The sequence below is a fragment of the Nonomuraea sp. B19D2 genome, assembly GCF_040137845.1.
Taxonomy (GTDB): Bacteria; Actinomycetota; Actinomycetes; order Streptosporangiales; family Streptosporangiaceae; genus Nonomuraea.
Map to the genome: position 1 here is coordinate 119,893 of NZ_JBEFAK010000019.1, position 22,626 is coordinate 142,518.

Sequence of the window (22,626 nt, forward strand, 5' to 3'; positions counted from 1 at the left end):
GCCTCAGGCTACTTCGGCGATCAGCTCCACTTCCACGGGCGCGTCCAGCGGGAGGGCGGCCACGCCGACCGCGCTGCGTGCGTGCCTGCCCGGCTCACCCAGCACCTCAGCGAGCAGCTCACTGGCGCCGTTGCCGACCTTGGGCTGCTCGGTGAAGGCCGGATCGCTGGCCACGAACACCACGACCTTGACGATGCGTACGACCTTCTGCAGGTCACCGACCTCGGCCCGCACCGCGGCCAGCGCGTTGAGCGCGCAGATGCGGGCCTGCTCCGCGCCCTCCTCGGTGGTCAGGTCGGCCCCGACCTTGCCGGTCTTCTGCAGCTTGCCGTCCACGAACGGCACCTGGCCCGAGGTGTAGACGAGGTTGCCCGTGCGCACGGCGGGCACATAGGCCCCCGCAGGCGCCGGCACCTCGGGCAGCGTCAGGCCGAGATCCGCGATCTTCTGCTCCGGAGTCACTGCTTCTCCCTCTTGAAGTAGGCCACCAGCTGCTCGGGCGAGGCGCCCTGCACGATCTGGACCAGCTCCCAGCCGTCGGAGCCGAAGTTGTCGAGGATCATCTTGGTGTTGTGAATCAGCACCGGGGCCGTGAGGTACTCCCATTTCTTCATGAGGGCCAGATTAGTGTGAGCAATCTCAAAGGGTGGTCGTCGGCTTTCCGCAAGTGACCCTTCGGTAGCCTCGAGTCGTGGAGTCTCCGGACACGGATTGGGCCGGCGTGCGGCTGCACGTGGTCACCGGCAAGGGCGGCACCGGCAAGACGACCGTGGCCGCCGCTCTCGCGCTCGCCCTGGCCGCCGGCGGGCGGAAGGTGCTGCTCGTAGAGGTCGAGGGCAGGCAGGGCATCGCGCAGATCTTCGACCTGCCACCACTGCCCTACGAGGAACGCAAGATCGCGGTCGCGCCCTCGGGCGGCGACGTGTACGCGCTGGCCGTCGATCCAGAAGAGGCCATGCTCGACTACATGGAGATGTTCTACGGGATGCGCAGGGCCGGCCGGGCGCTGACCAAGATGGGCATCGTCGACTTCGCCACCACCGTGGCCCCCGGCTTTCGCGACGTGCTCGTCACGGGCAAGACGACCGAAGCCGTGCGCAGGCGGGGCAAGAACGGCCGCAGGGTCTACGACGCGGTCGTGCTCGACGCGCCGCCGACAGGACGCATCACGCGCTTCCTGAACGTCACCCAGGAGGTGGCCGGCCTGGCCAAGGTCGGGCCGATCAAGAACCACTCCGACCTGGTCAACGGAGTCGTGAAATCTCCGGAGACGGCGGTGCACTTCGTGACGCTGCTGGAGGAGATGCCCGTCCAGGAGACGCTCGACGGCATCGCCGAATTGCGCTCAGCGGGACTCCCCGCCGGTGGAATTTTCATCAACATGGTCCGCGAATCGCTGCTCCCGCAGGCCGCTCTTGACACGGCTGTCAAGGGCCGGTTCGACACCGGGGAGCTCGTGCTCGGGCTCAAGGCAGCCGGGGTGGCCGACGGGGCGGAGGCCTCGTCGTTCGCCGAGGCGCTCGCGGAGGAGATCGTCGAGCACGCCCGCCGCACGGAGCTGGAACGCGCGGAGCGCGACTCGCTGGCCGAGGCGGGGCTGACGAGCTACGAGCTGCCCCTGCTGGCCGACGGCGTGGACCTGGCGGGCCTGTACGAGCTGGCAGAGAGCATCCGCACCCAAGGAGCGGCATGAAGCGGCCTCGGCCCGCAGCCCCCCCACACTCAAGGAGCAGCGTGAAGAAGCCCGCAGCGCTCGACATCGACGCGATACTCGACGACCGGGGCACCAGGATCATCGTCTGTTGCGGCGCCGGCGGCGTGGGCAAGACCACGACCGCGGCGGCGCTCGGGCTGCGGGCGGCCGAGCGCGGCAGGTGCGCGGTCGTACTCACCGTGGACCCCGCGCGGCGCCTGGCCCAGTCGATGGGGCTGACCGAGCTGGACAACACCCCGCGCCTGGTCACCTCGCCCGAGGGCGGCGGCCAGCTCTTCGCCATGATGCTCGACATGAAGCGCACGTTCGACGAGATCATCGAGGCGCACGCCGACCCCGAGCGGGCCCGCCAGATCCTGTCGAACCCCTTCTACCAGTCGCTTTCGTCCAGTTTCTCCGGCACGCAGGAGTACATGGCCATGGAGAAGCTGGGCCAGCTCCGCCGCTCGGACGAGTGGGACCTGATCATCGTGGACACGCCGCCGTCGCGGTCGGCCCTCGACTTCCTCGACGCCCCCGAGCGGCTCGGGCGCTTCCTCGACGGGCGGTTCATCCGGCTGCTCACCGCGCCCGCCAAGGCCGGAGGACGCAGCGCGTTCCGGCTGCTCAACGCCGGGTTCGGGCTGATGGCAGGCGTGATGACCAAGCTGCTCGGCGCACAGGTGATCAAGGATCTGCAGACGTTCGTGTCCGCCCTGGACGCCGTCTTCGGCGGGTTCAGGCAGCGGGCCGAGATGACGTACAAGCTGCTGCAGGCCCCCGGCACGGCCTTCCTCGTGGTGGCCGCGCCCGAGCGGGACGCCATGCGCGAGGCGTCCTACTTCGTCGAGCGGCTCGCCGAGGAGCGCATGCCGCTGGCCGGCCTGGTGGTCAACCGCGTGCACATGTCGCCCGCCTCGGTCCTCTCAGCCGCCCGTAGCGCCGCGGCCGCGGAGGACCTGGAATCGCGGGGCGAGCACGAGCTGACCGCCGCCGTGCTGCGGCTGCACGCCGGGCGAATGCAGCTCGCGGCCCGTGAAGGCCGTGAGCAGGAGCATTTCATCTCGGCCCACCCCACGGTTCCCGTGGTGCAGGTTCGCGCCATGTCCGAGGACGTCCACGATCTCATGGGTCTGCGGCAGATCGGGGACCTGCTGGCGAGCGCATAAAAAGTACGGCCGGCGGACGGCGCCGGCCGTACTCGGCTCGCCGGGCTTGGCTCAGCCCGCGATCAGCTCGTTGGTTCGTTCGTACTCTTCCTTGGCCGACTCGAGCAGGTCGCGCCACGAGTCCACGTCGGGCCGCCGTCGAAGCAGCGCACGCCGTTCGCGTTCGGTCATACCGCCCCACACCCCGAACTCGATGCGATTGTCCAGCGCATCGGCGAGGCATTCAGTACGGACCGGGCAGCCCCGGCAGATGAGCTTGGCCCTGTTCTGCGCGGCGCCCTGCACGAACAGGGCATCCGGATCCGCACCCTTACAGGCGGCACGGGAGGTCCAATCCGTGATCCACATTTGTTCGACCCCACTCCCCTTAGGTGGTCAGTCGTCATTTGGGGCCGACGGGCGCGGGCGCCGAGCCTCCGTATTCAGTTGCCGCAGAGGAGAACGTACGCAACTACCCGTTCGGGCCGACAGACCCCAGAGGACCAATTTCTCGCGGCGGTCTTGACCGGGAATGACTAGTCACCCCCGTCAGTCAAGGCGAAATGGTGTCGTGCTACCGGAAAGGTCAGTGTTTCGACGTACCCTTGTTAGCGTGCAAGCGCAGCGCAAAGATCGTTCCAACCCTGTCCTCGGCATCCTGCGTCTGATCATCGCAGGCATCGTCGCCGGGGTGCTGGCCGCGGCCGTGGCCCTCCCTGCGGTCGGCGGGGCGGGGATCTCCACGAAGAGCGCTGTGGAAAGCCTCAATCTCAAGCCCGAGAACCTCGACGAACCCCCTCTGCCCGAGCGCACCATCCTGAAGGACGCGAACGGCAAGCAGTTCGCGCAGTTCTACTACGAGAACCGCCAGATCGTGCCCCTCGACAAGGTCGCCCCGATCATGCAGACGGCCCTGATCGCGATCGAGGACTTCCGTTTCTACCAGCACGGGCCGATCGATGTTGAGGGAACGGCGAGAGCACTCCTCAAGAATTTCTCGAGCGGCGGCGTGATGCAGGGCGGCTCGTCCATCACGCAGCAGTACGTCAAGCAGGTGCTGGTCAACAAGGCCGAGACGCCCGCGGAGCAGCAGGCGGCCATCGCCCCGACGATCTCTCGCAAGCTGGCCGAGCTGCGCTACGCGATGGCGATCGAGAAGAAGTACACCAAAAACCAGATTCTCGAGAAATATCTGAACATCGCCTACTTCGGTGCCGGCGCCCACGGCATCCAGGCCGCCACCAGGCGCTTCTTCGACAAGCCCGCCTCCGAGCTCAACCTCGTCCAGGCGGCCACGCTGGCCGCCGCCGTACAGAACCCCGCCAGGACCGACCCGAGTGTCGGCCCCGAGTCGCGGGAGCGGCTGCTGCAGCGGCGCAACCTCGTGCTCGACCGGATGGCCCAGATCGGCAAGATCTCGCTGCAGGAGGCCAACGAGGCCAAGGCGAAGAAACTGGGCTGGAAGAACGTCAAGGCGCCCGGCGGCTGCGAGGCCAGCAAATTCCCGTACTTCTGCCTCTACGTCCAGTACGAGATCCTCAACAACGAGGACTTCGGGAAGAGCATGGACGAGCGCAGGAAGCTGCTCCAGCGCGGCGGCCTGGAGATCAAGACCACCATCGACCCGAAGATGCAGGCCGCCGCCGACAAGGCGATCAAGAAGTACGTCTCCAAGAAGGACAAGCCCGTGGCCTCGCAGGCCATGGTCGTTCCCGGCACCGGCGAGATCAAGGCGATGGCCGCCTCGCGGAAGTTCGGCGGGAGCAAGAAGAAGAACGAGATGAGCTACAACATCGTGGCCGACGCGGCGCACGGCGGCGGGCGCGGGTTCCAGCAGGGCTCGACGGCCAAGGTCTACACGCTGGCCACGGCGTTGGAAGAGGGCATGAAGTACGGCGACGGCTTCCCCGCCCCCGCGGGCTTCCAGGCCGGCAGCTACAGCACGTTCAAGAACTGCAAGGGCGACAACGTCGGCGACCCGTCCCACACCGTGCGCAACTCCAGTGAGGGCGGCGGCGGCTTCAAGACGCTCCAGAGCGGCACCTGGGGCTCGGTGAACACGTTCTTCCTCAAGCTGGAGCAGCGGGTCGGGCTCTGCAGCGTGGTCAAGATGGCCAAGAAGCTCGGGGTCAAGCGGGCCGACGGGGACAAGCTGTCCGAGGTGGAGACGTTCACGCTGGGGGTCAACGAGGTCGACCCCGTGACGATCGCCAGCTCGTACGCCGTGTTCGCCTCGCGCGGGCAATACTGCAAGCCGCTGGCGATCACGGAGATCAGGGACCGGGACGGCAAGGCGAAGCAGTACAAGCCGAAGTGCTCGCAGGTGCTGGAGGAGGAGGTCGCCGACGCGGTCAGCGGCATCCTGTCCGGGGTGTTCACCAAGGGCACGATGCAGGAGGTGGGCGGCATCGGGCGGGACGCGGCCGGCAAGACGGGGACGACCGACAACTACATGTCGGCCTGGTTCGCCGGCTACACCCCAAACCTGGCCTCGGCCGTCAGCCTGGGCGACCCGCGCGGCACCTCGTCCCACAAGCTGATCGGGATCACGATCGGGGGACGGTACTACTCGTACGTGTACGGAGCCTCCATTTCCGGGCGGATCTGGAAGGACTCGATGATGTCCGCGCTGAAGGGGATCGAGCCGACGGAGTTCACACCGGTGGACCGCTCGCGCTTCGGCGGATGCACGGAGCACTGCGCGCCCAAGCCCAAGAAGAAGAAGGGCGAGGACGAGGAGGGGCCGCCTGGGGACGGTGGTGACCCGTTCAGCATCTTCAATCCGCCGGACGGCGGGGACGGGGGCCAGCCGGGCAACGGCAACGGGCGCGGCCGCGGCTTCACCGGCCCCGTCGCCACGAACGGCCGCTGACCCCGCCGCCGGGCGGCCTTCGGCTCGCCCTCAGGCGGCGGGTACGGCGCCTGGCGGCCAGTGACCGCACCCCCCGGCCGGACGGCGCCCGGTGGCCCGTGACCGCGCCTCCGGCGGGTACGGCGCCGGGTGGCCCGTGACCGCACCCGCGGCGGGCACGGGGGCTCCCCGGCCCGCTGAGCCGCCTCCAGACAGCCGGGGACCGACAGCGCAGACCAGACCGCTGCTACTTGCCCGCCAGCCGGGCGCGGACAGCGGCGGCGACGCGTCCGCCCTCGGCCCGCCCGGCCACCTTCGGGTTGACGACCTTCATGACCTGCCCCATGGCCTGCGGCCCGGCAGCGCCGGTCTCCGCGACGGCGGCGTCGACGATGGCCGCCAGCTCCTCGTCGGAGAGCTGCGCCGGCAGGTACTCCTCCAGCACCGCCTGCTCGTCCAGCTCGGCCTGCGCCTGCTCGGCCCGCCCCGCGTTCCCGAACGCCTCGGCCGCCTCCCGGCGCTTCTTGGCCTCCTTGGTCAGCACCTTGATGATCTCGTCGTCGCTCAGCTCCCTGGCCGCCTTGCCGGAGACCTCCTCGACGTTCACCGCGGCCAGTGCCATCCGGATCGTCCGGAGACGTACCTCGTCCCGGCTCTTCATCGAGGCCGTCAGGTCGGCCTTCAGCTTGTCCTTCAATGCGCTCATGCGATCCATCTTGCCGCGTGCGCGGACCGGCGCGGACTTCTCCCGCCGGATGTCGGGCATCATGAGTACGTGAGAAAAGCCGTCGCAGTGCCACTGTCCATGCTTGGTCTCGGCCTCGCCGGGCTGGGTTACGCCTCCGTGGTGGAGCGCAACTGGTTCCGCCTGCGCCGCTTCGACGTGCCGGTGCTGGAGCGCGGCCAGCGTCCCGTACGCATTCTCCACTTTTCCGACCTGCATCTGACGCCTCGCCGTACGATGCTCATCAACTGGGTCCGCTCCCTGGGCCCGCTGAAGCCGGACCTGGTGGTCAACACCGGCGACTCGATCGCCCACCCGGACGCCGTCCCCTCACTCCTGCACGCCCTGGAGCCCCTGCTGTCCCGCCCGGGCCTCTTCGTCTACGGCTCCAACGACCTGTACGCCCCGAAGCCCAAAAACCCGGCCCGCTACCTGTGGCGCACGTCCAAGAACGATCGCCGCCAGCACGTCCCCACCCTGCCCTGGGAGGAGCTGGGAGCGGGCATGGCGGCCGAGGGCTGGCTCGACATGAACAACACCACGGCCCGCATCAAGGTGGGCGACCTCGACGTGGCCGTGGCGGGCATCCACGACTCCCACATCTCCCGCGACCGCTACGACCTCGTGGCGGGCCCGGCCCCGGCGGACGCCGACCTCCGCCTGGGCGTCATGCATTCGCCCGAGCCACGCAACATGACCCGCTTCGCCGAGGACGGCTACCAGCTCCTGCTCGCCGGCCACACGCACGGCGGTCAGCTCTGCATCCCGTTCTACGGCGCCCTGGTCACCAACTGCGGCCTCGACCGGGCCCGGGTCAAGGGCCTGAGCCGCCACGACAGCGCCTGGCTCCACGTCTCCGCGGGCCTCGGCACCTCCCCGTACGCCCCGGCCCGTTTCGCCTGTTTCCCTGAGGCATCGCTGCTTACGCTCGTTCCCCGCCGTTGAGACGGTCACAAGTACCTTGGGAGTCCGCTAGACTTTTCCAAGCACGCGCAAGACCGGCGTGCACCGGGGTGTAGCGCAGCTTGGCAGCGCGCTTCGTTCGGGACGAAGAGGTCGTGGGTTCAAATCCCGCCACCCCGACAGAGTTGCCGCAGGTTAAGGGCCTGGTTCTCAAGATCGAGAACCAGGCCCTTGATCATTTGACCGTCATTTGACCGTCCGTCTGAACGCCCCTCAGGGGCATTGGCGGGTTCAAATGGGTTTCCGCGGGCACCTTGATCCATGCGCGGGCCGACGAGCGCCAGAAGCCTCGTTCAGACGCTCCATGGCCCTTCCCGGACATGGTTGAGGGCCCGGCTCTTTTGACGAACCCGGGCCCTCTGGTCAGTGGATCATCTGATCGCGCCGGTTCCCAGGACCGCCTCGACAGTGGCTCTATCCACGCCGATCAGCACGAGCAGTTCCAGGGTGGGTACGCGATAGGTGTCACCTGCCTTGATCACGCGACACGGAAATTCCCCGCGATTCACGAGACGGTAGGCGGTGTTGCGACTCAGCCCCAAAGCCCTGGCCGCAGTAAGGAGAGGGACGACGGCTGGTAGAGCAGTCACCTCCGCAATTGTCAGAGGACTCACGCAACCCCCTTCCTAAGCACCGCGAGAAGGTCTTCCAGGACTTGGAGTGCGTGCATCGTTCGCTGAGGGACGACGCTGTTGCCCAGTCCGAGGAAGGGGCTCATTTGGCAGCTCCACAGCGTCCGGGAGTGTCTGTGGTGATCTCCCACAGGACGCGGGTGACGCCATCAGCGCCGCGGGATGCGCTCGGTCGGTTAGGAGTGTTCCAGCCCTGGCGGGGCGCACGGTCGGGGACTCGGCTAAGCCCGGCAGCGCGCGGGCTTGTGCCGGGTTCGTCGATGCGTGTGTATGTGATTGGGCGGCGGTAGCCCATGGCTTTGGCGGCCCGCCAGGCCGCTCCTAGCAGAGCGGAGCAGGCGTTGGGTGTGCCATCAGTGGCCAGACGAGTGACCTCGATGGTGAGGCCATCGTCGAAGACGCGTGATACCGGCCGTCCAGCGGTGACGACACCGACAAGGGTGCCGTCTTCGGTGCTGACTCCGATGGCGAACTTGGCACCTCGTGGAGGCAGGAGGTGCCGGTGCGACCAGGCGATGAACGCGCGGGCCGTGCGCAGGGCGATCGGCACGATGACCAGCCGGCCTGCACCGTCGACGTCGCTACTTGTTGCAGATGGCGGCTGGATATAGCCGCCATCGCCGAGATCGTTAAGCTGTGGAGTTAGCTCGGCAGTCGAGAGTCGGTTCGATCGGGTTCTGGGGGTCTTGCCGTCCTCGGCGAGTACGCGTCTCGACGAACACGGGTACGTCGGCGTAACGGTGGCAGTTGTGTCGGTGATGAGCTTGGTCATCGCCGGTTGGGGCGGGCCTCAGATCCGCAGCGCTGCCCTGAACGGGTAACGCACTCCCACTCCAGCAATCAGCTTTGGCGAGAGGCCTGCGAAGCTACGGCGGGCCTTCGTTCAGTTAGTTGACCTTGAGCGTCGCTTCGCCCAGCCGCCTGATCGTGATCGCGTCGCCAAGATCGCACGGATCGTTTCCGAGACGTCGCTGGCGCCCACCGCGTTGAACCCCTTGGCGGACCTCTGGCGATCATGCCGTAGTTCAAGGCGATCTTCGGCGGCCGGCGATTTCCTGGCGAGGGCCTGAATCGACCAGCTCTGGCGGCACGAGGGTGGCCAGAGCTGCCTTCTACACCGGGTTGCGAGACCGAAATTCCTCTCGCAGTGGAGCAACCCGATGAGTACCGACCTTCGCGAGACGCCCCTCACGGACCGCTCACCGCTCGACGTCGCCGAGCACGTCTTCCAGCTCGTCGCATGCGCCCCCGGCGGCCTGGCGCTCGATGGCAAGAAGCTCTCCCCGGAGCTGCCTGGCCGCCACCTCCTGTTGACGGAGCTACGCGATCTCTTGGCCTCGCGCACGCTATGCAACGCCACCCACGACGTCATCTGGCGCGAGCTCGTGATCCGGGCCCGCAGGGACGGCCCCCAGTGGCTGGTAGGGGCGGTCGGGACCGCTGTACCCGCGCTGCGGCGCATCTGTGGACGGCTGTGCCTCTATCGCGTCGCCGGCGATCCCGCGGATATCGACGCGGAGGTGCTCACCGCCTTCGTCGCCGCGGTGAAGGACATCGACCTCGATCTGCCCAACGTCCTGTCCCGCATGTGCGCCGTAACCCAGCGAACCGGCGAGCGTGCGCGGCGGCGCGCCGAAGCTGAGGCTGCCCGACGCCTGGCGGAACACACTTCCGGAGAGCCGTGGAGACATCTGGATCTCGCCATGGCAGACACGGTCGCCAACGGTGTCGTCAGTGAGCTGGACGCTGAGCTGATCGGCCTGACGGAACAACAGGGACACCTGCTTGCCCAGGCCGCCGCCGTGCTGCGCCTGACGTCCAAGGCGGCAATGAAGCGCCGGCAACAGTGCGAGCTGATCCTTGCCGATGCCGTTCTCGCGGGTGACGTCGACCAGGCACGCGCTCTGGCGATCACATCCGCCCTCCGTAGGAGAGCGGAGAGCGTTTCCGAGACTTCCGCGCGGGGCCGGATCACCTCAGATCCCAAGCCCATCACCACCGAACAGACGAAGGGAGGCCGGGGCAGCCCCACCGGCTCCGCGCGGAATCCCTTTGCCGTACGGCGTCGCCGCTGGCGCCACTTCCTCCGTGGCATGCTGACAGTGGCAGTGGTTGCCGTCGTCCTTGCCACTCCGACAACGGCGGCGCTGGCCGAGTCACCGACGGTCCGGCCGGCGCCTGAGGTGCCGACCGATCTCAACACGGTCTTCGACAATCTGCGGAACTGGCTCATCGGCCTGCTTGCTGCCCTGGCAACGCTCATGCTCACCATCGGTGGCCTGCGGTACCTGGTGGCAGGCGGCGATCCGGGCGAAGTCCAGAAGGCCAAGGCAGCACTCAAGGCGGCCGCATTCGGCTACGGCCTTGCCGTGCTGGCGCCGCTGTTCGTCAGCGTACTCAAGCGCATCGTGGGCGGCGGGTGACCACCATGACGCCACCTCCCGCCACGGCGGCAACAGTCCGCCTCCTGTTCGTTACCGCCATTGCCGCAGCGGCCCTCGTGCTCGCCGCCGACGCTGCCTGGGCCAATCCCACCCCTTCTCCCAGTCCTGAGTCATCCCCCGGCGATGATCTGTTGCCATCGCCGCCACAGATCAACTTGAACTTCGGCGACTGGATGATCAAGCAAATCAACGCCTGGTTCGCCCATCTGGTCGCGTCCGCCATCAAGCCCCTCCTGGATGCGCTGGCGGTGACGTTGCTCGCCACTCCGGACGTCTCCGACTCCGGCCGGGTCTTGGACTTGTGGAAGGTCACCGCGGCCATGGCGGACTCCGCCTTCGTCCTGCTCGCCACGATCGGCGCGATTACCGCGATGGGACATCAAAGCGTTCAGACGCGGTACGCGGTCAAGGAAGTACTGCCGCGCCTGGCGCTGGCCATCCTGGCGTCCAACACAAGCTTCCTGATCTGCGGAAAGATCATTCAGATCGGCAATGCCCTGTCCAAGGCACTCCTCGGGCATGACTTCGACGCCGAGCGGGCGGCAGCGCAGATCCGGATGCTCATCCTGCCGCCCAGCAACATGCAGATCTTCTACACCCTTCTCGAGCTCGTCGCGATCATCTTGCTGATCCTGCTGCTGATCAGCTTCGTGATGCGATCTGCTCTAGTGCTGCTGCTAGTGGTGGCCGCGCCCCTGGCCCTGGCCTGCCATGCACTGCCGCACACCGATGGGCTGGCCCGGTTCTGGTGGCGAGCTTTCACCGGCCTGCTGGTCATCCAGGTCGCTCAGTCGCTCACGCTCGTTCTCGCCGTCCGAATCTTCTTCAACCAGGATGGCCGCTTCCTGCTCGGTGTCGCTCCCTCAGGACAACTGGTCAACCTCATCCTGGCCATCTGCCTGCTGATCATTCTGGTCCGGATCCCGTCCTGGATCTCCCGGCGGATCTTCATCCAGACCTCCGGGTCAACGATCACGCGGATCATCAAGTACGCCGTGATGTCCAAGCTCACGATGCCGGTCCTGAAAGCCATGCATCTCGGCAAGGGCGGCAGCGGAGGCGAGGGCAGGATCGGTAAGGCGGCAACACGGGCGCTGGCAGGAAAGGTCATCGCCGGCACGATCGGTGGACCCGCCGGCACCGCCGCGGCAACGGCGCTCACTGCCGCTTCCGCCGCCCGCAGTGGGTCAGGGCCAGCTAAACACGCCCCGACCGGCGCCCGGCGCCCCGTACGAGCCTCCGACTGGCAAGCCGCACCGATCAAACATGCTCCTGCGGGGCCTGCCATTCAAGGCAGGTACCAGCCCACGCCGAGCCCCAAACCGCCGGAACGGCCGAACACGCCGGTGTACGGCTATCCGCGCACGACCTACTACGCCAACGGGCCGGCGGGGCTCGGCCAGATGATGGCGCTCAGGAATCGGGCGGAGTCCAGCCCGAACCGGGCCATCGAGCCGCCGAAGGGCCAGCGCCCGGTTCCGCCCATCGTCTCGCCTACTGCGCCGATCCCCGGCCAGGTGGAGTGGCCCGAAAATCGCGGCCGTACCCCCACCCCGCCGCGCCGCCGCCCGCGCAAGCCGCGAGGGGGTGGCAGTCAATGAGCTGGGACGAGTCGATCGCCCGAATCCCGGCCGATGTAGAGCAGCCGGACAAGATCCTCGGATCGTTCACCGCCCGCCAGCTGATCATCCTGCTCGGCGCCAGTGCCGCGCTCTACGGCGCTTACGTGGCAGTCGGCGACCGCGTGTCGCTCATGGTCTTTGCCGCAGTGGCCCTGCCCGTGGCAATTGCCGCGATCCTCCTGGCCGTCGGGCAACACGACGGCATCTCCCTCGACCGCTACGTGCTGGCAGCCATCCGGCACCAGCGCTCCCCCAAGCACCTGGTCACATCCCCTGAGGACATTCCCATGCCACCCAGCTGGATAGCGGCCAAGCCGCAACGCCCGCCTGCCCCGCTCAGACTTCCCGCCCGCGGTGTCGCAGGCGATGGCCTGGTCGATCTCGGGCCGGACGGGGTCGCCGCCGTGGCTGAGGTCTCCACCGTCAGCTTCGCCCTACGCACCCCTGATGAGCAGGACGCCCTGGTCGCGGTGTTCGGCCGCTGGCTCAACTCGCTGTCAGGACCCGCCCAGATTCTCGTCAGAGCCGAACGCGTCGATCTGACGGAGACCGTCGCATCGCTGCAGGACAACGCCCGGCAATTGCCCCATCCTGCACTTGCCTCCGCTGCGCTCGAACATGCCGCCTTCCTGCATGAGCTGTCCGCTCGCCATGACCTGCTGCGCCGCCAGGTGCTGCTGATCATTCGCGAGCCAGCCGTCGGCACCAACAGCCGCGACGTGGCCGCCGCGCGAGCGCTACGCCGCCTGGACGAAGCAACCAGGGTGCTCAGCTCCTGCGGGATCACCGCGCGACTCTTGGATGCCCGCGCCGTCGCCGCACTGCTGGCCTCCTGCTTCGACCCCTCAGCCCCTCCTCTGCCCGACGACGACATCGCCCTGCCCGGCGAGGTCATCACGACAGGAGGCACCTGGTGAAGATCCGCCGCCCCTCAAGCGGTTTCGGTCCACAGGCTGTGGAAATCGAAGCCCGCCATGTGACGATCGGCGAAAGTTTGTGCGCCACTCTGGCGATCACCGGCTACCCGCGCGAGGTCGCCCCCGGATGGCTGGAACCACTGCTCACCTACCCAGGGCGGCTCGACGTCTCCCTGCACATCGAACCCGTTCCCTCCCTCGTGGCCGCCGATCGCCTGCGCAAGCAGCTGGCCCGGCTGGAGTCCGGCCTTCGCTCCGACCACGAGCACGGCCGACTCCTGGACCCGGGCGCTGAGGCAGCCGCCGAAGACGCCCAAGAGCTGGCCTCTCGCATCGCACGCGGCCAGGCCAAGCTCTTCCGCGCCTCCATCTACCTCACCGTGCACGCCACCTCCGCCTCCGAACTGGATGACGCCTGCGCCCAGGTACGGGCGCTGGCTGCCTCCCTGCTCCTGGACGCCCGCCAGATGACCTTTCGACAGCTGCAGGGCTGGGTCTCCTCGCTCCCGCTCGCCTACGACAACCTCACCATGCGCCGCACTTTCGACACCCCGGCCCTGGCGGCGGCGTTCCCCTTCACCAGCCCCGACCTCACCACAGAGCTCGGCGCAACCGCTGTGCTGTACGGCGCCAACACCGCCAGTGCCTCCCTGGTGGCCTGGGACCGGTTCGCCCAGGACAACCACAACTCGGTCACCCTGGCCCGCTCCGGCAGCGGCAAGAGCTACCTCACCAAGCTCGAGGCACTCCGCTCGCTGTACGCGGGCATCGAAGTGGCCGTCATCGATCCCGAGGACGAATACGCCCGCCTCGCCCATGCGGTGGGCGGCGCGTACGTCCACCTTGGGGCGCCCAAAGTCCGCCTCAACCCGTTCGACCTGCCGCCGAAGAACCAACGCGGCGAAGACCCTCTCACCCGCCGGGCGCTGTTCCTGCACACGCTGATCGCCGTCATGCTCGGCGAGCCGATCGGCAACGCCGGCAAAGCGGCACTCGACCGGGCCATCCTTGCCACCTACCGGCAAGCAGGCATTACCACCTCTTCGGAGACCTGGAATCGTCGGCCACCGCTCCTGCGCGACCTTGCCGCGAACCTCGCCGAGGATTCCGATCCAAAGGCCAAGGAACTTGCCGCTGGGCTGGCACCGTACGTCTCCGGCAGCCATCGTCAGCTGTTCGATGGCGCCACGACGACCCGCCCCGACTCCCACCTGATCGTCTTCTCCCTACGGGACCTGCCAGAGGAACTCAAAGCGGTCGGAACCCTGCTGACGCTGGACGCTATCTGGCGCCGCATATCCGACCCCTACAACCGGCGTCCCCGCCTGGTCGTCGTCGACGAGGCCTGGCTGCTGATGAAGATCCCCGAGGGCGCGCAGTTCCTGCTCCGCATGGCCAAATCCGCCCGCAAGCACTGGGCTGGCCTGTCCGTAGTGACCCAAGACGCCGCCGACCTACTCGGTTCCGAGCTCGGCCAGGCCATCGTCGCCAACTCCACCACCCAGATCCTGCTCCGCCAGGCACCACAGGCGATCGACAAAGTCGCCGAGGCGTTCCGGCTCTCCGATGGCGAGCGGCAGTTGCTCCTGTCCGCGGAAAGGGGAACCGGGCTGCTCACAGCCGGGACGAGCGGTCAGCGCTGCCCGCTCCAAGTGATCTCCAGCCCACGAGAACACGAGCTCGTCACCTCGTCGCCGCAGGAGCTGGCCGAATTCGACGACGAGGAGATCGGCCTATGATCTACGACCTCCTCAAGGATCCCGACGCCGCCCTGAACCGGGCGCTCGACTGGCTGACCACGCACGGCTGGCACATCGTCGCCATCCTCTTCGCCGTCGAGGTACTCGCCGTGCTCCTGCGCGCCTGCGCCGTCAGACTGCGCCATCACCGCCTCGTACGAGGTGCAAGATGCATCGAGATCCTCGCACCGCCCGTGGCGACCATGCCAGGCGCTGAGGCGCTCTGGGGCAACCTTGTGGGATTGCTCAGGCCCTCATGGAAGCGGCTGCTGTTCGGACAGCCGCATCTCGCCTTCGAGTACACCTTCGGCACTGCTGGCGTGAAGATCGCCCTGTGGGTGCCCGGCTCGATCCCGCAACACCTCGTGGAGCACGCGATCGAAGCGGCCTGGCCCTCCTCACGCACGACTATCCACGAGGCGGCCCCGCCGGTTCCCACTCGGGGATTCGCGAGCGGCGGCCAGCTCATCCTGGCCCGGTCCGAGCGGCTTCCGATCAGGCATGACCACAGCACTGACCCACTGCGCGCGCTCATCGGCGCAGCGGTTGGGATGCCGGGCTGGCAGCACGCCTGCGTGCAAGTCCTCGCCCGACCGGCAACAGGCCATCGACTGATCACTGCTTGGGGCGGTGCCACCGCTCGACTGCTGAGGTCCCTGCTCGACCTCGTCAACCCTGGACCGCGCCACCTGCCTCAGCCTGCCGGCGACTGGGCCAGCCGGCTGGAAGAGGCAGCCGAAGCCCGAGCAATCAGGGATAAGGCTCACCACTCCCGTTATGAAGTCACCATCCGCTACGCCGTCCAAGCAGATGCGCTCTCCTCCACCGACCCGACCTCGGCGAAAACCCGCAAGAACGCCATCCGCGGGCGCGCCCACGCACTCGCCTCAGCGTTCGCCCTCTTCAGCGGGCACAACCGGCTGGAACGCCGACGGCTGTTCCTGCCCGCTGCCCGCCTCGCCTCACGCCGGATGAGTCGTGGCTACCTGCTATCGGTGCCCGAGCTGTCCGCGGTCGCCCACCTTCCCCTCGACGTCGCGGTACCGGGCCTCCAACGAGCAGGGGCCAACACCGTCCCGCCCTCCCCGACGATCGCCCGCGGCGGACCATCCGCTAAGGTGCTCGGCTTCTCCGACGCCGGCCACGATCGCCCCGTCGCGTTGCGGGTCGTCGACTCCTTCCACCACGTCCATGTGATGGGCCCCAACGGCACCGGCAAGTCCACCCTTCTGGCCCAGATGATCCTCTCCGACATCGAGGCCGGCCGCGGCGTAGTCGTCATCGAGGCCAAGGGCGACCTCGTACGGGACCTGCTCGGACTGGTCCCAGAGGAGAAAGCCGACAAGGTCGCCCTGATCGACCCGGACGACAGGTATCCCAGGCCCTCCCTGAATGTCCTGGGCGGCCCGGACCTGGCCATGGGCGTGGACAACCTGGTCGGCATCTTCCATCAGATCTACGCCGACTACTGGGGACCCCGTACCGACGACATCCTGCGCGGCTGCGCCCTCACCCTCGCCCGCAACAACGGCACCCTCGCCGACATCCCCACCCTGCTGTCGGACACGGCCTTCCGCCGACGGCAGACCGCCACCATCGGGGACCCTCTGCTGCGCGGCTTCTGGAGCTGGTACTCCGCCCTCTCGGAGCCCGCTCAAGCCAACGTCACCGCCCCCATCATGAACAAGCTACGCGCCTTCCTCCTACGGCCGTTCGTCCGCGACGTTCTCGGCTCCACCAGGTCAACGTTCGACCTGGGAGAAGTGCTCGACGGCGGGATCCTGCTCGTCCGCCTCCCCAAAGGCGTCCTCGGCGACGACTCCGCCCGCCTGCTCGGCTCGATGATCCTCGCTCAGGTCTGGCAGGCCGCGTCCCGTCGAGCCAAGTTCGGCCACGCACGCAGCCCGGCCGCGCTGTACGTCGACGAGTGCCACAACTTCCTCACGCTGCCGCACGCGCTGGCCGACATGCTCGCCGAAGCGCGCGCGTACCGGATCTCCCTCACCCTCGCTCACCAGCACTTGGCCCAGCTCCCGCGCCAGCTCCGCCAGGCCATCTCATCCGATGCCCGCAACAAGATCTACTTCTCGCTCTCCCCTCAGGACGCCGACGAGGTGGAGCACCACTTCACGCCCTACCTGACCGCCCACGACCTGGCCAACCTCGACGCCTTCCAAGCCGCCGCCCGCCTGGTCGTCCGCTCGGCCGAAGCGCCGCCGTTCACCCTCCGGACCAGACCCCTGCCTGAACCCTCCCACGACGTCGCCAAGCGCATCCGCGCTGCCGCGGCACAGGCGCACGGCCGTACAACAGCCGCCGCCACCCCCAAGCCGGACGCCCGGCGCACCTTCTGAAAGGAGAACCACCATGTCCACGATCCGCTACACCCCCCGCATGCTCGGCGAGCTGGCGATCCGGCTCACCCAGCGCGACCGCACCCTGATCCGCCTGCTCCACGGCTTCCGGGTCCTGACCTCGCCGCAGGTCAGCGAGATGTTCTTCGACACCGACGACGCTGCCCGTCGGCGGCTGCTGGCGCTGACCCGCATGGGCATCCTCGAGCGATTCCGCCCCAACCTCCCGCCGGCCATGGGCACAGCGCCGTACCACTACGTCATCGGTGAAACGGCCGCCGCGGTACTCGCCTCCGAGGACGGCGTCGACCTGTCCGACTTCGGCTACCACCGCGACCGGGTCCTCAGCATCGTCTACAGCCAGAGGCTCGCCCACACCGTCGGTACCAACGGCATAGCCGCCAGCCTGTACGGCTTCGCCCGCCGCCATCCCGACGCCGAACTGACCGCCTGGTGGCCCGAACGCCGCTGCTCCGCCGAGTGGGGATCCATGGCGCGACCGGACGCCTACGGCCGCTGGACCGAAGGACCCCACAGCATCGAATTCTTCCTCGAATACGACACCGGCACCGAACCACTGGACCGCGTGGCTCACAAGCTGGACGGCTACGCCAAGCTCACCGAGTCCAGTCGGATTGTCACGCCCGTCCTCTTCTGGGTCCAGGGCGAGCGCAGGGAAGCCAATCTCCGCAAGAAGCTCAAGCACCACCCCGGCAACATGTTCGTCCCCGTCGCCACGGGCCATTCCGCCACGGTCGACGGCACGGTGGACGACGGACCCGCAGGCGCCCGCTGGTTGCCCACCGACGTGGAAGGCCCGCGCTGCAGGCTGGCAGAGCTCGCCAAACACTGGCCAGGGCTCGGACCCCAGGCGGCCCCCGAACCATCCGAGGAGGTGGCCGAATGATCCTTGAAGCCGGGCTCGCCAAAGCCATCGCCGCAGGAGGAGGGTTGGTCTCCGGAGCCGCCATCATCGCCGGGATGGTCGGCGGAGGTAAGTACGCCACAGCCCAAGCCGACCCCGTGCAACTTGCCTCAGCCGTCTGCGCCTACACCAACAAGTCCCCAACCACCAAGAGGAGCGCAGCGCCCACAGACGCCCAACTGACACCCCATCAGGCAGCCAACGCGCGCATCATCATCAACACGGCCACTGAACTCGGGCTACCACGCCGCGCCGCCGTCATCGGCATAGCCACCGCCCTGCAGGAATCCTCGCTCGACAACAGCACCGTGGGCGATCACGGCCGCGCTTTCGGAATCTTCCAGCAGCACCCCGAGTACGGCTGGGGCACCCGAGCCCAGGTCTCCACCCCTAGCCATGCCACACGGACCTTCTTCGACCACCTGACCAAAATCAAGAACTGGACAGCCAAGCCCCTCACCGCCGTGGCCCAGACCATCCAACGATCAGGCTTTCCCAACGCCTACGCCAAGCATGAAGCCCAGGCGGAACGCCTCGTCACCGCCCTGACAGAGCCCACCGCCGGCCGAAAGGCTCGCGACAGGTTGGAGCTGTCCCCCGCGGATGCCAAGGCTGTGCGCGCCAGCCTCGAACTGGCGACGTCACTGGGTGTTACCCGAGCCGCTGTCGTGGCCGATGTCGAGATGGCGCTCCAGGCCGGTGCCCTTCGTAGCGCGGGCAAGAACGCCAAGCCGGGGGACAGCACTGCCCAACTGGCCGAGGAGATCGTTCACACCGTCGCCAGCCAGCTCTGCAAGGAGCTGTCCCAGAAGATCGGACAAGTCCTGGACCGGGAAACTCTCGCCGCGATCCGAACGTCCGGCCGCGGCACGGTAGCCCTCACCGCCGCTCTCAAAATGATCGGAGTCCCCTACTCCTGGGGCGGCGGCGGCCCAACGGGACCGAGCTACGGCATCGGCCACGGCGCCGGAACCAAGGGCTTCGACTGCTCGGGCCTGGCCGAGTACGCCTGGGCCAAGGCCGGTGTGCGGGTCGGCGGGCACACCTCCACGCAATGGCGCTCTGGCGTCCGCGTACCGCGCTCTCAACTCAAGCCAGGAGACCTGGTCTTCTTCGCCACCAACCCCAAGGACCCGTCCACCATCCATCATGTGGTCCTGAACATCGACGGCCAGCGCTACGTGCACGCCCCAACCACCGGCAGCAAGGTTCAGGTGGGGCAATGGACAGCGAACCGAGAAGCCGAGTTCGCTGGTGCCGTACGCCCGGGATGATCCCGGCGTACGCTGGAGGTGACCGCTCTCACCTTTTGACCAATCGGTATGAGTAGGTCAGCGGAAGGGCCCACGCAATTGGCGCGGGCCCTTCTGTTCTAAAGAGGTTTTGAGAGCTGCGATGGTCGAGGTCAAGATCGAGGTGTCAATGGCTCGGAAAAGAACACTTTTGGCACACGTGACGGCGTCGCTGCTCGTCCTCTTGGGAATCATCTGCGGCTTGGCAACAAACGTGGTCAGTGAGTACTTCCCTGAGATCGTCACTGAGCGGCGCGAGTGGTGGGTCGGAGGCCTCGTTGGCACGGGGCTCTTGATGATCCTTCTTACGGTGCTCGCGCCGATCCTGGCGAATCGCCGTGCTCATGCGCACCTGTTCCATGTTCCTCCACTGGAGGAAGGCTGGGTGACCCGCGCCGAGCTCGACAAGGCCATTAACACGCTACTCAGGCGCGACACGGGAGCCGTGGGTGTCACGACCGCGTTGGTGGGTGCAGGTGGATTCGGCAAAACCTCACTCGCGATCGCAGCCTGCCGCGATGATCGAGTTCGGCGACATTTCAAAGGCGGCATCGCATGGGTTTCCATCGGCCAGGAGAGGACAGGCAGCGATCTCACGTCGCTCATCAACGATCTCGTGGAGGAGCTTGACGGTACACGGCCAGAGACCGTGGATGCGGAGGTGGCTGGGCGGATGCTCGCCAACAGCCTCGCCGAGCGAGGCCGAGTTCTACTGGTCGTCGACGACATCTGGTCGACCCGACAGCTACGCCCCTTCCTCCCGATCACTGAGCAGTCGCGCCTTCTGGTGACTACCCGAAGGCCCCGGACTCTCCCGGATGCCAGTGCGAACGTACTTGTCGACGAAATGACTCCCCATGTGGCCATTCAACTGCTCACCAGGAACCTGGAGCCCATGGGGGAGGAACTCACAACTACGCTCCTACAACTGACAGGACGATGGCCCCTGCTCCTGTCGCTGGTCAACGCACGCCTAGTGATCGACGCCAACCAGGGCGCGGACCTGATCGCGGCCGGCTCCTATGCAGCAAAGCGATTGCTCGTGGCAGGACCGGCAGCGCTGGACGTCACAGAAACGGAGCAGCGCGAAACAGCGGTAGCCGCCACCGTCGAATACAGTTCGAGCGCTCTTGGACAGGGCGGGCGGGACCGATTTCTGGAGCTGGGAATATTTCCAGAGGACATCGAGATTCCGCTACCCGTTATCGAACTTTTCTGGCACAGCACCGGAGGCCTATCTGCCGAGCAAACGCGGCGACTATGCGAGGAGCTTGAAGGGCTTTCTCTCATAAGCAAGCACTGGCTGGATGGTTCCACGCCAGCGGTTGTGCTGCATGACGTCATTCGTGCGTATGCACTCTCCGATCACGGCCTCGGAGCCGACGGCGCGGTAGCCGCTCATCGAGCGTTTGTGGAAGGTGCGCGGGAGCTTCTTGGCAACGACAGAGCAAGCGGGGAATGGTGGCAGCTCCCAAGCAGCGCCAGCTATCTATGGAATCACCTTGCCTACCATATGCGCGGTGCGACGATGGAGTCTGAGCTCGACGCGTTGGTGGGAGACGCGCGCTGGCTAGTCGAGCGCATATGCCGATTTGGCCTTGTCGCAGCAGAAGGGGATTTGAACACATCCACGTCGCCGTTGCCGCAGCAGATCGCACGCTATATAGCTAGAAACACTCATTTGCTTGATGCATTGGATTCTGAGCCCCAAACAAGGTCGCATATCCTTTCGCACCTGTACGCGATCCCTGGGATGATGCCGTCGCCCGCCGTAGCCTGCAGGACGATGAAGACGTCGTTCATCCAGCCAAGCTGGCCAATGCTGGAAGAGTGTTCTAGCGAACTACTGCGCACTCTCATCGGTCATACAAAGTCCGTACGCACGGTAGCGATCTCTGCAGATGGTACGTGGCTGGCATCGTCGTCGACAGACGGAACGATCCGCGTGTGGGGTACAGACGGCACTCTACAAGCCGTCATTACGCAGCAGAAAGCTGAGGTGGAGTCAGTGGCTGTCGCGCCACGTGGTAAGTGGTTGGCCGCGTCGCTGTCTGACGGAACGGTTTCGGTTTGGAATGCCGACGGCACTCTTCGCTCCACTGTCGACGGCTCTGGCGGCACAAAGACGGTGGCCATCGCCCCCGACGGCAGTTGGTTCACCACCAGCACGTCGCAAGAGGACACTGTATGCCTGTGGGACGTAGACGGTAATTCTCTCGGCACTCTCATCGGGCATACCGGAGGCGTCAACCATGTGGCGATAGCTCCGAACGGCACATGGATCGCCACAGCCTCATACGACGGAACCGTTCGCTCCTGGGAACCCAATGGGAGGCTGCTGCATATCATGGAAGGGCACTCCGACGGAGTGAAAGCCGTATCCATCTCTGCCGACGGCTCGTACATCGTTAGTACATCCTACGATGGCACAGTACGCCAGTGGACCTGCGAGGGGGCCGACCGGAACGGCTTCCCGATTCGCGCACCGAGGACAAAATCAACAGCCATCGCACCTGCTGGGGCATGGCTGGCCACGCTCTCAAACGAAGACCTGAACGTGCGGATCTGGAATAGCGACGGAACCATGCGGGCGGCACTACCCATGCGTTCCATAAACGCAATGGTCCTGGCTCCAGAAGGTAGCGTTCTGGTTACCCTCTCCGATGACAATTTAATCCGCACTTGGGATAAAAACGGGCGTGGACATGCCATTTTGCGTGGCCATACCGGCAGAATCACTGCTGCTGCCATCGCCTCTGACGGAACCTGGCTCGCCAGTGCTTCAAATGACAGCACAGTGCGACTATGGACCACGGAAGCCAACGATGAGGACACGCGCCTGGCCGGTGTCAAACAAATCGCTGTATCCCAGGACAGCACCTGGCTCGCCACCGTCTCCGACGACCGCGCAGTGCGCCTATGGAACGCTAATGGCAATGAGCGAACAACATTGCCGGAGGCGGCCGACCATGTATTAACAGCCCCTAACGGTGCCTGGCTGGTCACCATCTCTAATGAAACCTATCCTGATCGATCAACGTTCATCGGCCGTCGGCACGCCAGCGCCGCAAGGACTAAAGTGAGCCTTTGGAGCCCCAATGGCACGAAAAGCGCGCTAGCGGCGGGCCCAGACATAACATCAGCCGTCGTAGAGATCGCCCCCGACAGTACATGGTTAGCCGCTGTCGTTACCAGCGAGACCTATGACGATGGCAAGAAATTGGGCAAAGACATGTCTGACAGCAAACAAAGCGCCATTCATTTGTGGAACGCTGAACGGCACACCACGAATAACGCTTCAAGCCGCCTCAAGCAATCCTAA

18 protein-coding genes and 1 tRNA gene are annotated in these 22,626 nt (G+C 66.6%); 13 read left to right on the top strand and 6 right to left on the bottom strand.

Annotated elements, in window-relative coordinates; all coding sequences use genetic code 11:
• Positions 1-3 precede the first annotated feature (3 nt).
• Positions 4-462 carry a RidA family protein gene (locus ABN273_RS31360; RefSeq protein WP_349452663.1) on the bottom strand — a complete coding sequence of 153 codons (459 nt, stop codon included), beginning with the start codon at positions 460-462 and terminating at the stop codon, positions 4-6.
• Positions 459-614, bottom strand: coding sequence for a Sp36 family protein (gene sp36, locus ABN273_RS31365; protein WP_211370275.1), 156 nt, complete (start codon positions 612-614; stop codon positions 459-461). The genes ABN273_RS31360 and sp36 overlap by 4 nt, the downstream gene beginning before the upstream one ends.
• 77 nt (positions 615-691) lie before the next feature.
• Between sp36 and bagA the strand changes: the two genes are divergently transcribed.
• Together bagA and bagB are read left to right on the top strand one after the other, a co-directional pair.
• Positions 692-1,693: an ATPase BagA gene (gene bagA / locus ABN273_RS31370; protein WP_349452664.1), complete on the top strand. Its 1,002-nt coding sequence runs from the start codon at positions 692-694 to the stop codon at positions 1,691-1,693.
• The gene (bagB, locus tag ABN273_RS31375) at positions 1,690-2,862 is read left to right on the top strand and encodes an ATPase BagB (RefSeq protein WP_502911160.1); all 1,173 of its coding nucleotides are present in this window, start codon (positions 1,690-1,692) and stop codon (positions 2,860-2,862) included. Before bagA ends, bagB begins: the two co-directional genes overlap by 4 nt.
• A 51-nt stretch (positions 2,863-2,913) precedes the next feature.
• Here the strand turns inward: bagB and ABN273_RS31380 are convergent, their stop codons facing one another.
• Complete coding sequence (locus ABN273_RS31380; protein WP_090771382.1) at positions 2,914-3,210, bottom strand: WhiB family transcriptional regulator; 297 nt, start codon at positions 3,208-3,210, stop codon at positions 2,914-2,916.
• Positions 3,211-3,454: 244 nt separating this feature from the next.
• On the opposite strand from ABN273_RS31380, the gene ABN273_RS31385 reads away from it, so the two are divergent.
• Positions 3,455-5,713 (top strand): transglycosylase domain-containing protein, encoded by a 2,259-nt coding sequence (locus ABN273_RS31385; protein WP_349452666.1) that lies wholly within the window; start codon positions 3,455-3,457, stop codon positions 5,711-5,713.
• A 226-nt stretch (positions 5,714-5,939) separates the two neighbouring features.
• Here the strand turns inward: ABN273_RS31385 and ABN273_RS31390 are convergent, their stop codons facing one another.
• The gene (locus tag ABN273_RS31390; protein WP_349452667.1) at positions 5,940-6,398 is read right to left on the bottom strand and encodes a GatB/YqeY domain-containing protein; all 459 of its coding nucleotides are present in this window, start codon (positions 6,396-6,398) and stop codon (positions 5,940-5,942) included.
• Positions 6,399-6,497: 99 nt separating this feature from the next.
• Here ABN273_RS31390 and ABN273_RS31395 point away from each other — a divergent pair, with 99 nt between their 5' ends.
• Positions 6,498-7,361 (top strand): metallophosphoesterase, encoded by an 864-nt coding sequence (locus ABN273_RS31395; protein WP_349452739.1) that lies wholly within the window; start codon positions 6,498-6,500, stop codon positions 7,359-7,361.
• 64 nt (positions 7,362-7,425) lie between these two features.
• Positions 7,426-7,499 (top strand) — tRNA-Pro (locus tag ABN273_RS31400).
• A gap of 251 nt (positions 7,500-7,750) precedes the next feature.
• Here the strand turns inward: ABN273_RS31400 and ABN273_RS31405 are convergent.
• Both ABN273_RS31405 and ABN273_RS31410 read right to left on the bottom strand, forming a co-directional pair.
• Complete coding sequence (locus ABN273_RS31405; protein ID WP_349452668.1) at positions 7,751-7,993, bottom strand: helix-turn-helix domain-containing protein; 243 nt, start codon at positions 7,991-7,993, stop codon at positions 7,751-7,753.
• Between the two features lie 100 nt (positions 7,994-8,093).
• Complete coding sequence (locus ABN273_RS31410; RefSeq protein WP_349452669.1) at positions 8,094-8,783, bottom strand: XF1762 family protein; 690 nt, start codon at positions 8,781-8,783, stop codon at positions 8,094-8,096.
• 388 nt (positions 8,784-9,171) lie between these two features.
• Between ABN273_RS31410 and ABN273_RS31415 the strand changes: the two genes are divergently transcribed.
• The 8 genes from ABN273_RS31415 (at position 9,172) to ABN273_RS31450 (ending at position 22,626) form a co-directional block, all read left to right on the top strand.
• Complete coding sequence (locus tag ABN273_RS31415) at positions 9,172-10,434, top strand: hypothetical protein (protein WP_349452670.1); 1,263 nt, start codon at positions 9,172-9,174, stop codon at positions 10,432-10,434.
• 5 nt (positions 10,435-10,439) lie between these two features.
• Positions 10,440-12,056 (top strand): conjugal transfer protein TrbL family protein, encoded by a 1,617-nt coding sequence (locus ABN273_RS31420; RefSeq protein WP_349452740.1) that lies wholly within the window; start codon positions 10,440-10,442, stop codon positions 12,054-12,056.
• Complete coding sequence (locus tag ABN273_RS31425; RefSeq protein WP_349452671.1) at positions 12,053-12,994, top strand: PrgI family protein; 942 nt, start codon at positions 12,053-12,055, stop codon at positions 12,992-12,994. The genes ABN273_RS31420 and ABN273_RS31425 overlap by 4 nt, the downstream gene beginning before the upstream one ends.
• A gap of 59 nt (positions 12,995-13,053) precedes the next feature.
• Positions 13,054-14,733 (top strand): VirB4 family type IV secretion system protein, encoded by a 1,680-nt coding sequence (locus ABN273_RS31430; RefSeq protein WP_349452672.1) that lies wholly within the window; start codon positions 13,054-13,056, stop codon positions 14,731-14,733.
• Positions 14,730-17,087 (top strand): type IV secretory system conjugative DNA transfer family protein, encoded by a 2,358-nt coding sequence (locus ABN273_RS31435; protein WP_349452673.1) that lies wholly within the window; start codon positions 14,730-14,732, stop codon positions 17,085-17,087. Before ABN273_RS31430 ends, ABN273_RS31435 begins: the two co-directional genes overlap by 4 nt.
• 13 nt (positions 17,088-17,100) lie before the next feature.
• Positions 17,101-17,994 carry a replication-relaxation family protein gene (locus ABN273_RS31440; RefSeq protein WP_349452674.1) on the top strand — a complete coding sequence of 298 codons (894 nt, stop codon included), beginning with the start codon at positions 17,101-17,103 and terminating at the stop codon, positions 17,992-17,994.
• A complete protein-coding gene (locus tag ABN273_RS31445) occupies positions 17,991-19,286 on the top strand; it encodes a C40 family peptidase (protein WP_349452675.1) in 1,296 nt (431 codons plus the stop codon). Before ABN273_RS31440 ends, ABN273_RS31445 begins: the two co-directional genes overlap by 4 nt.
• A 121-nt stretch (positions 19,287-19,407) precedes the next feature.
• Positions 19,408-22,626 carry an NB-ARC domain-containing protein gene (locus ABN273_RS31450; protein WP_349452676.1) on the top strand — a complete coding sequence of 1,073 codons (3,219 nt, stop codon included), beginning with the start codon at positions 19,408-19,410 and terminating at the stop codon, positions 22,624-22,626.

Bases quoted from the DNA above. Each gene is read 5' to 3' on its own strand.
- sp36 (WP_211370275.1), bottom strand. From the start codon at position 614: ATGAAGAAATGGGAGTACCTCACGGCCCCGGTGCTGATTCACAACACC.
- bagB (WP_502911160.1), top strand. From the start codon at position 1,690: ATGAAGCGGCCTCGGCCCGCAGCCCCCCCACACTCAAGGAGCAGCGTG.
- ABN273_RS31380 (WP_090771382.1), bottom strand. From the start codon at position 3,210: ATGTGGATCACGGATTGGACCTCCCGTGCCGCCTGTAAGGGTGCGGAT.
- ABN273_RS31390 (WP_349452667.1), bottom strand. From the start codon at position 6,398: ATGAGCGCATTGAAGGACAAGCTGAAGGCCGACCTGACGGCCTCGATG.
- ABN273_RS31395 (WP_349452739.1), top strand. From the start codon at position 6,498: ATGCTTGGTCTCGGCCTCGCCGGGCTGGGTTACGCCTCCGTGGTGGAG.
- ABN273_RS31410 (WP_349452669.1), bottom strand. From the start codon at position 8,783: ATGACCAAGCTCATCACCGACACAACTGCCACCGTTACGCCGACGTAC.
- ABN273_RS31415 (WP_349452670.1), top strand. From the start codon at position 9,172: ATGAGTACCGACCTTCGCGAGACGCCCCTCACGGACCGCTCACCGCTC.
- ABN273_RS31420 (WP_349452740.1), top strand. From the start codon at position 10,440: ATGACGCCACCTCCCGCCACGGCGGCAACAGTCCGCCTCCTGTTCGTT.
- ABN273_RS31425 (WP_349452671.1), top strand. From the start codon at position 12,053: ATGAGCTGGGACGAGTCGATCGCCCGAATCCCGGCCGATGTAGAGCAG.
- ABN273_RS31435 (WP_349452673.1), top strand. From the start codon at position 14,730: ATGATCTACGACCTCCTCAAGGATCCCGACGCCGCCCTGAACCGGGCG.
- ABN273_RS31440 (WP_349452674.1), top strand. From the start codon at position 17,101: ATGTCCACGATCCGCTACACCCCCCGCATGCTCGGCGAGCTGGCGATC.
- ABN273_RS31445 (WP_349452675.1), top strand. From the start codon at position 17,991: ATGATCCTTGAAGCCGGGCTCGCCAAAGCCATCGCCGCAGGAGGAGGG.
- ABN273_RS31450 (WP_349452676.1), top strand. From the start codon at position 19,408: ATGGTCGAGGTCAAGATCGAGGTGTCAATGGCTCGGAAAAGAACACTT.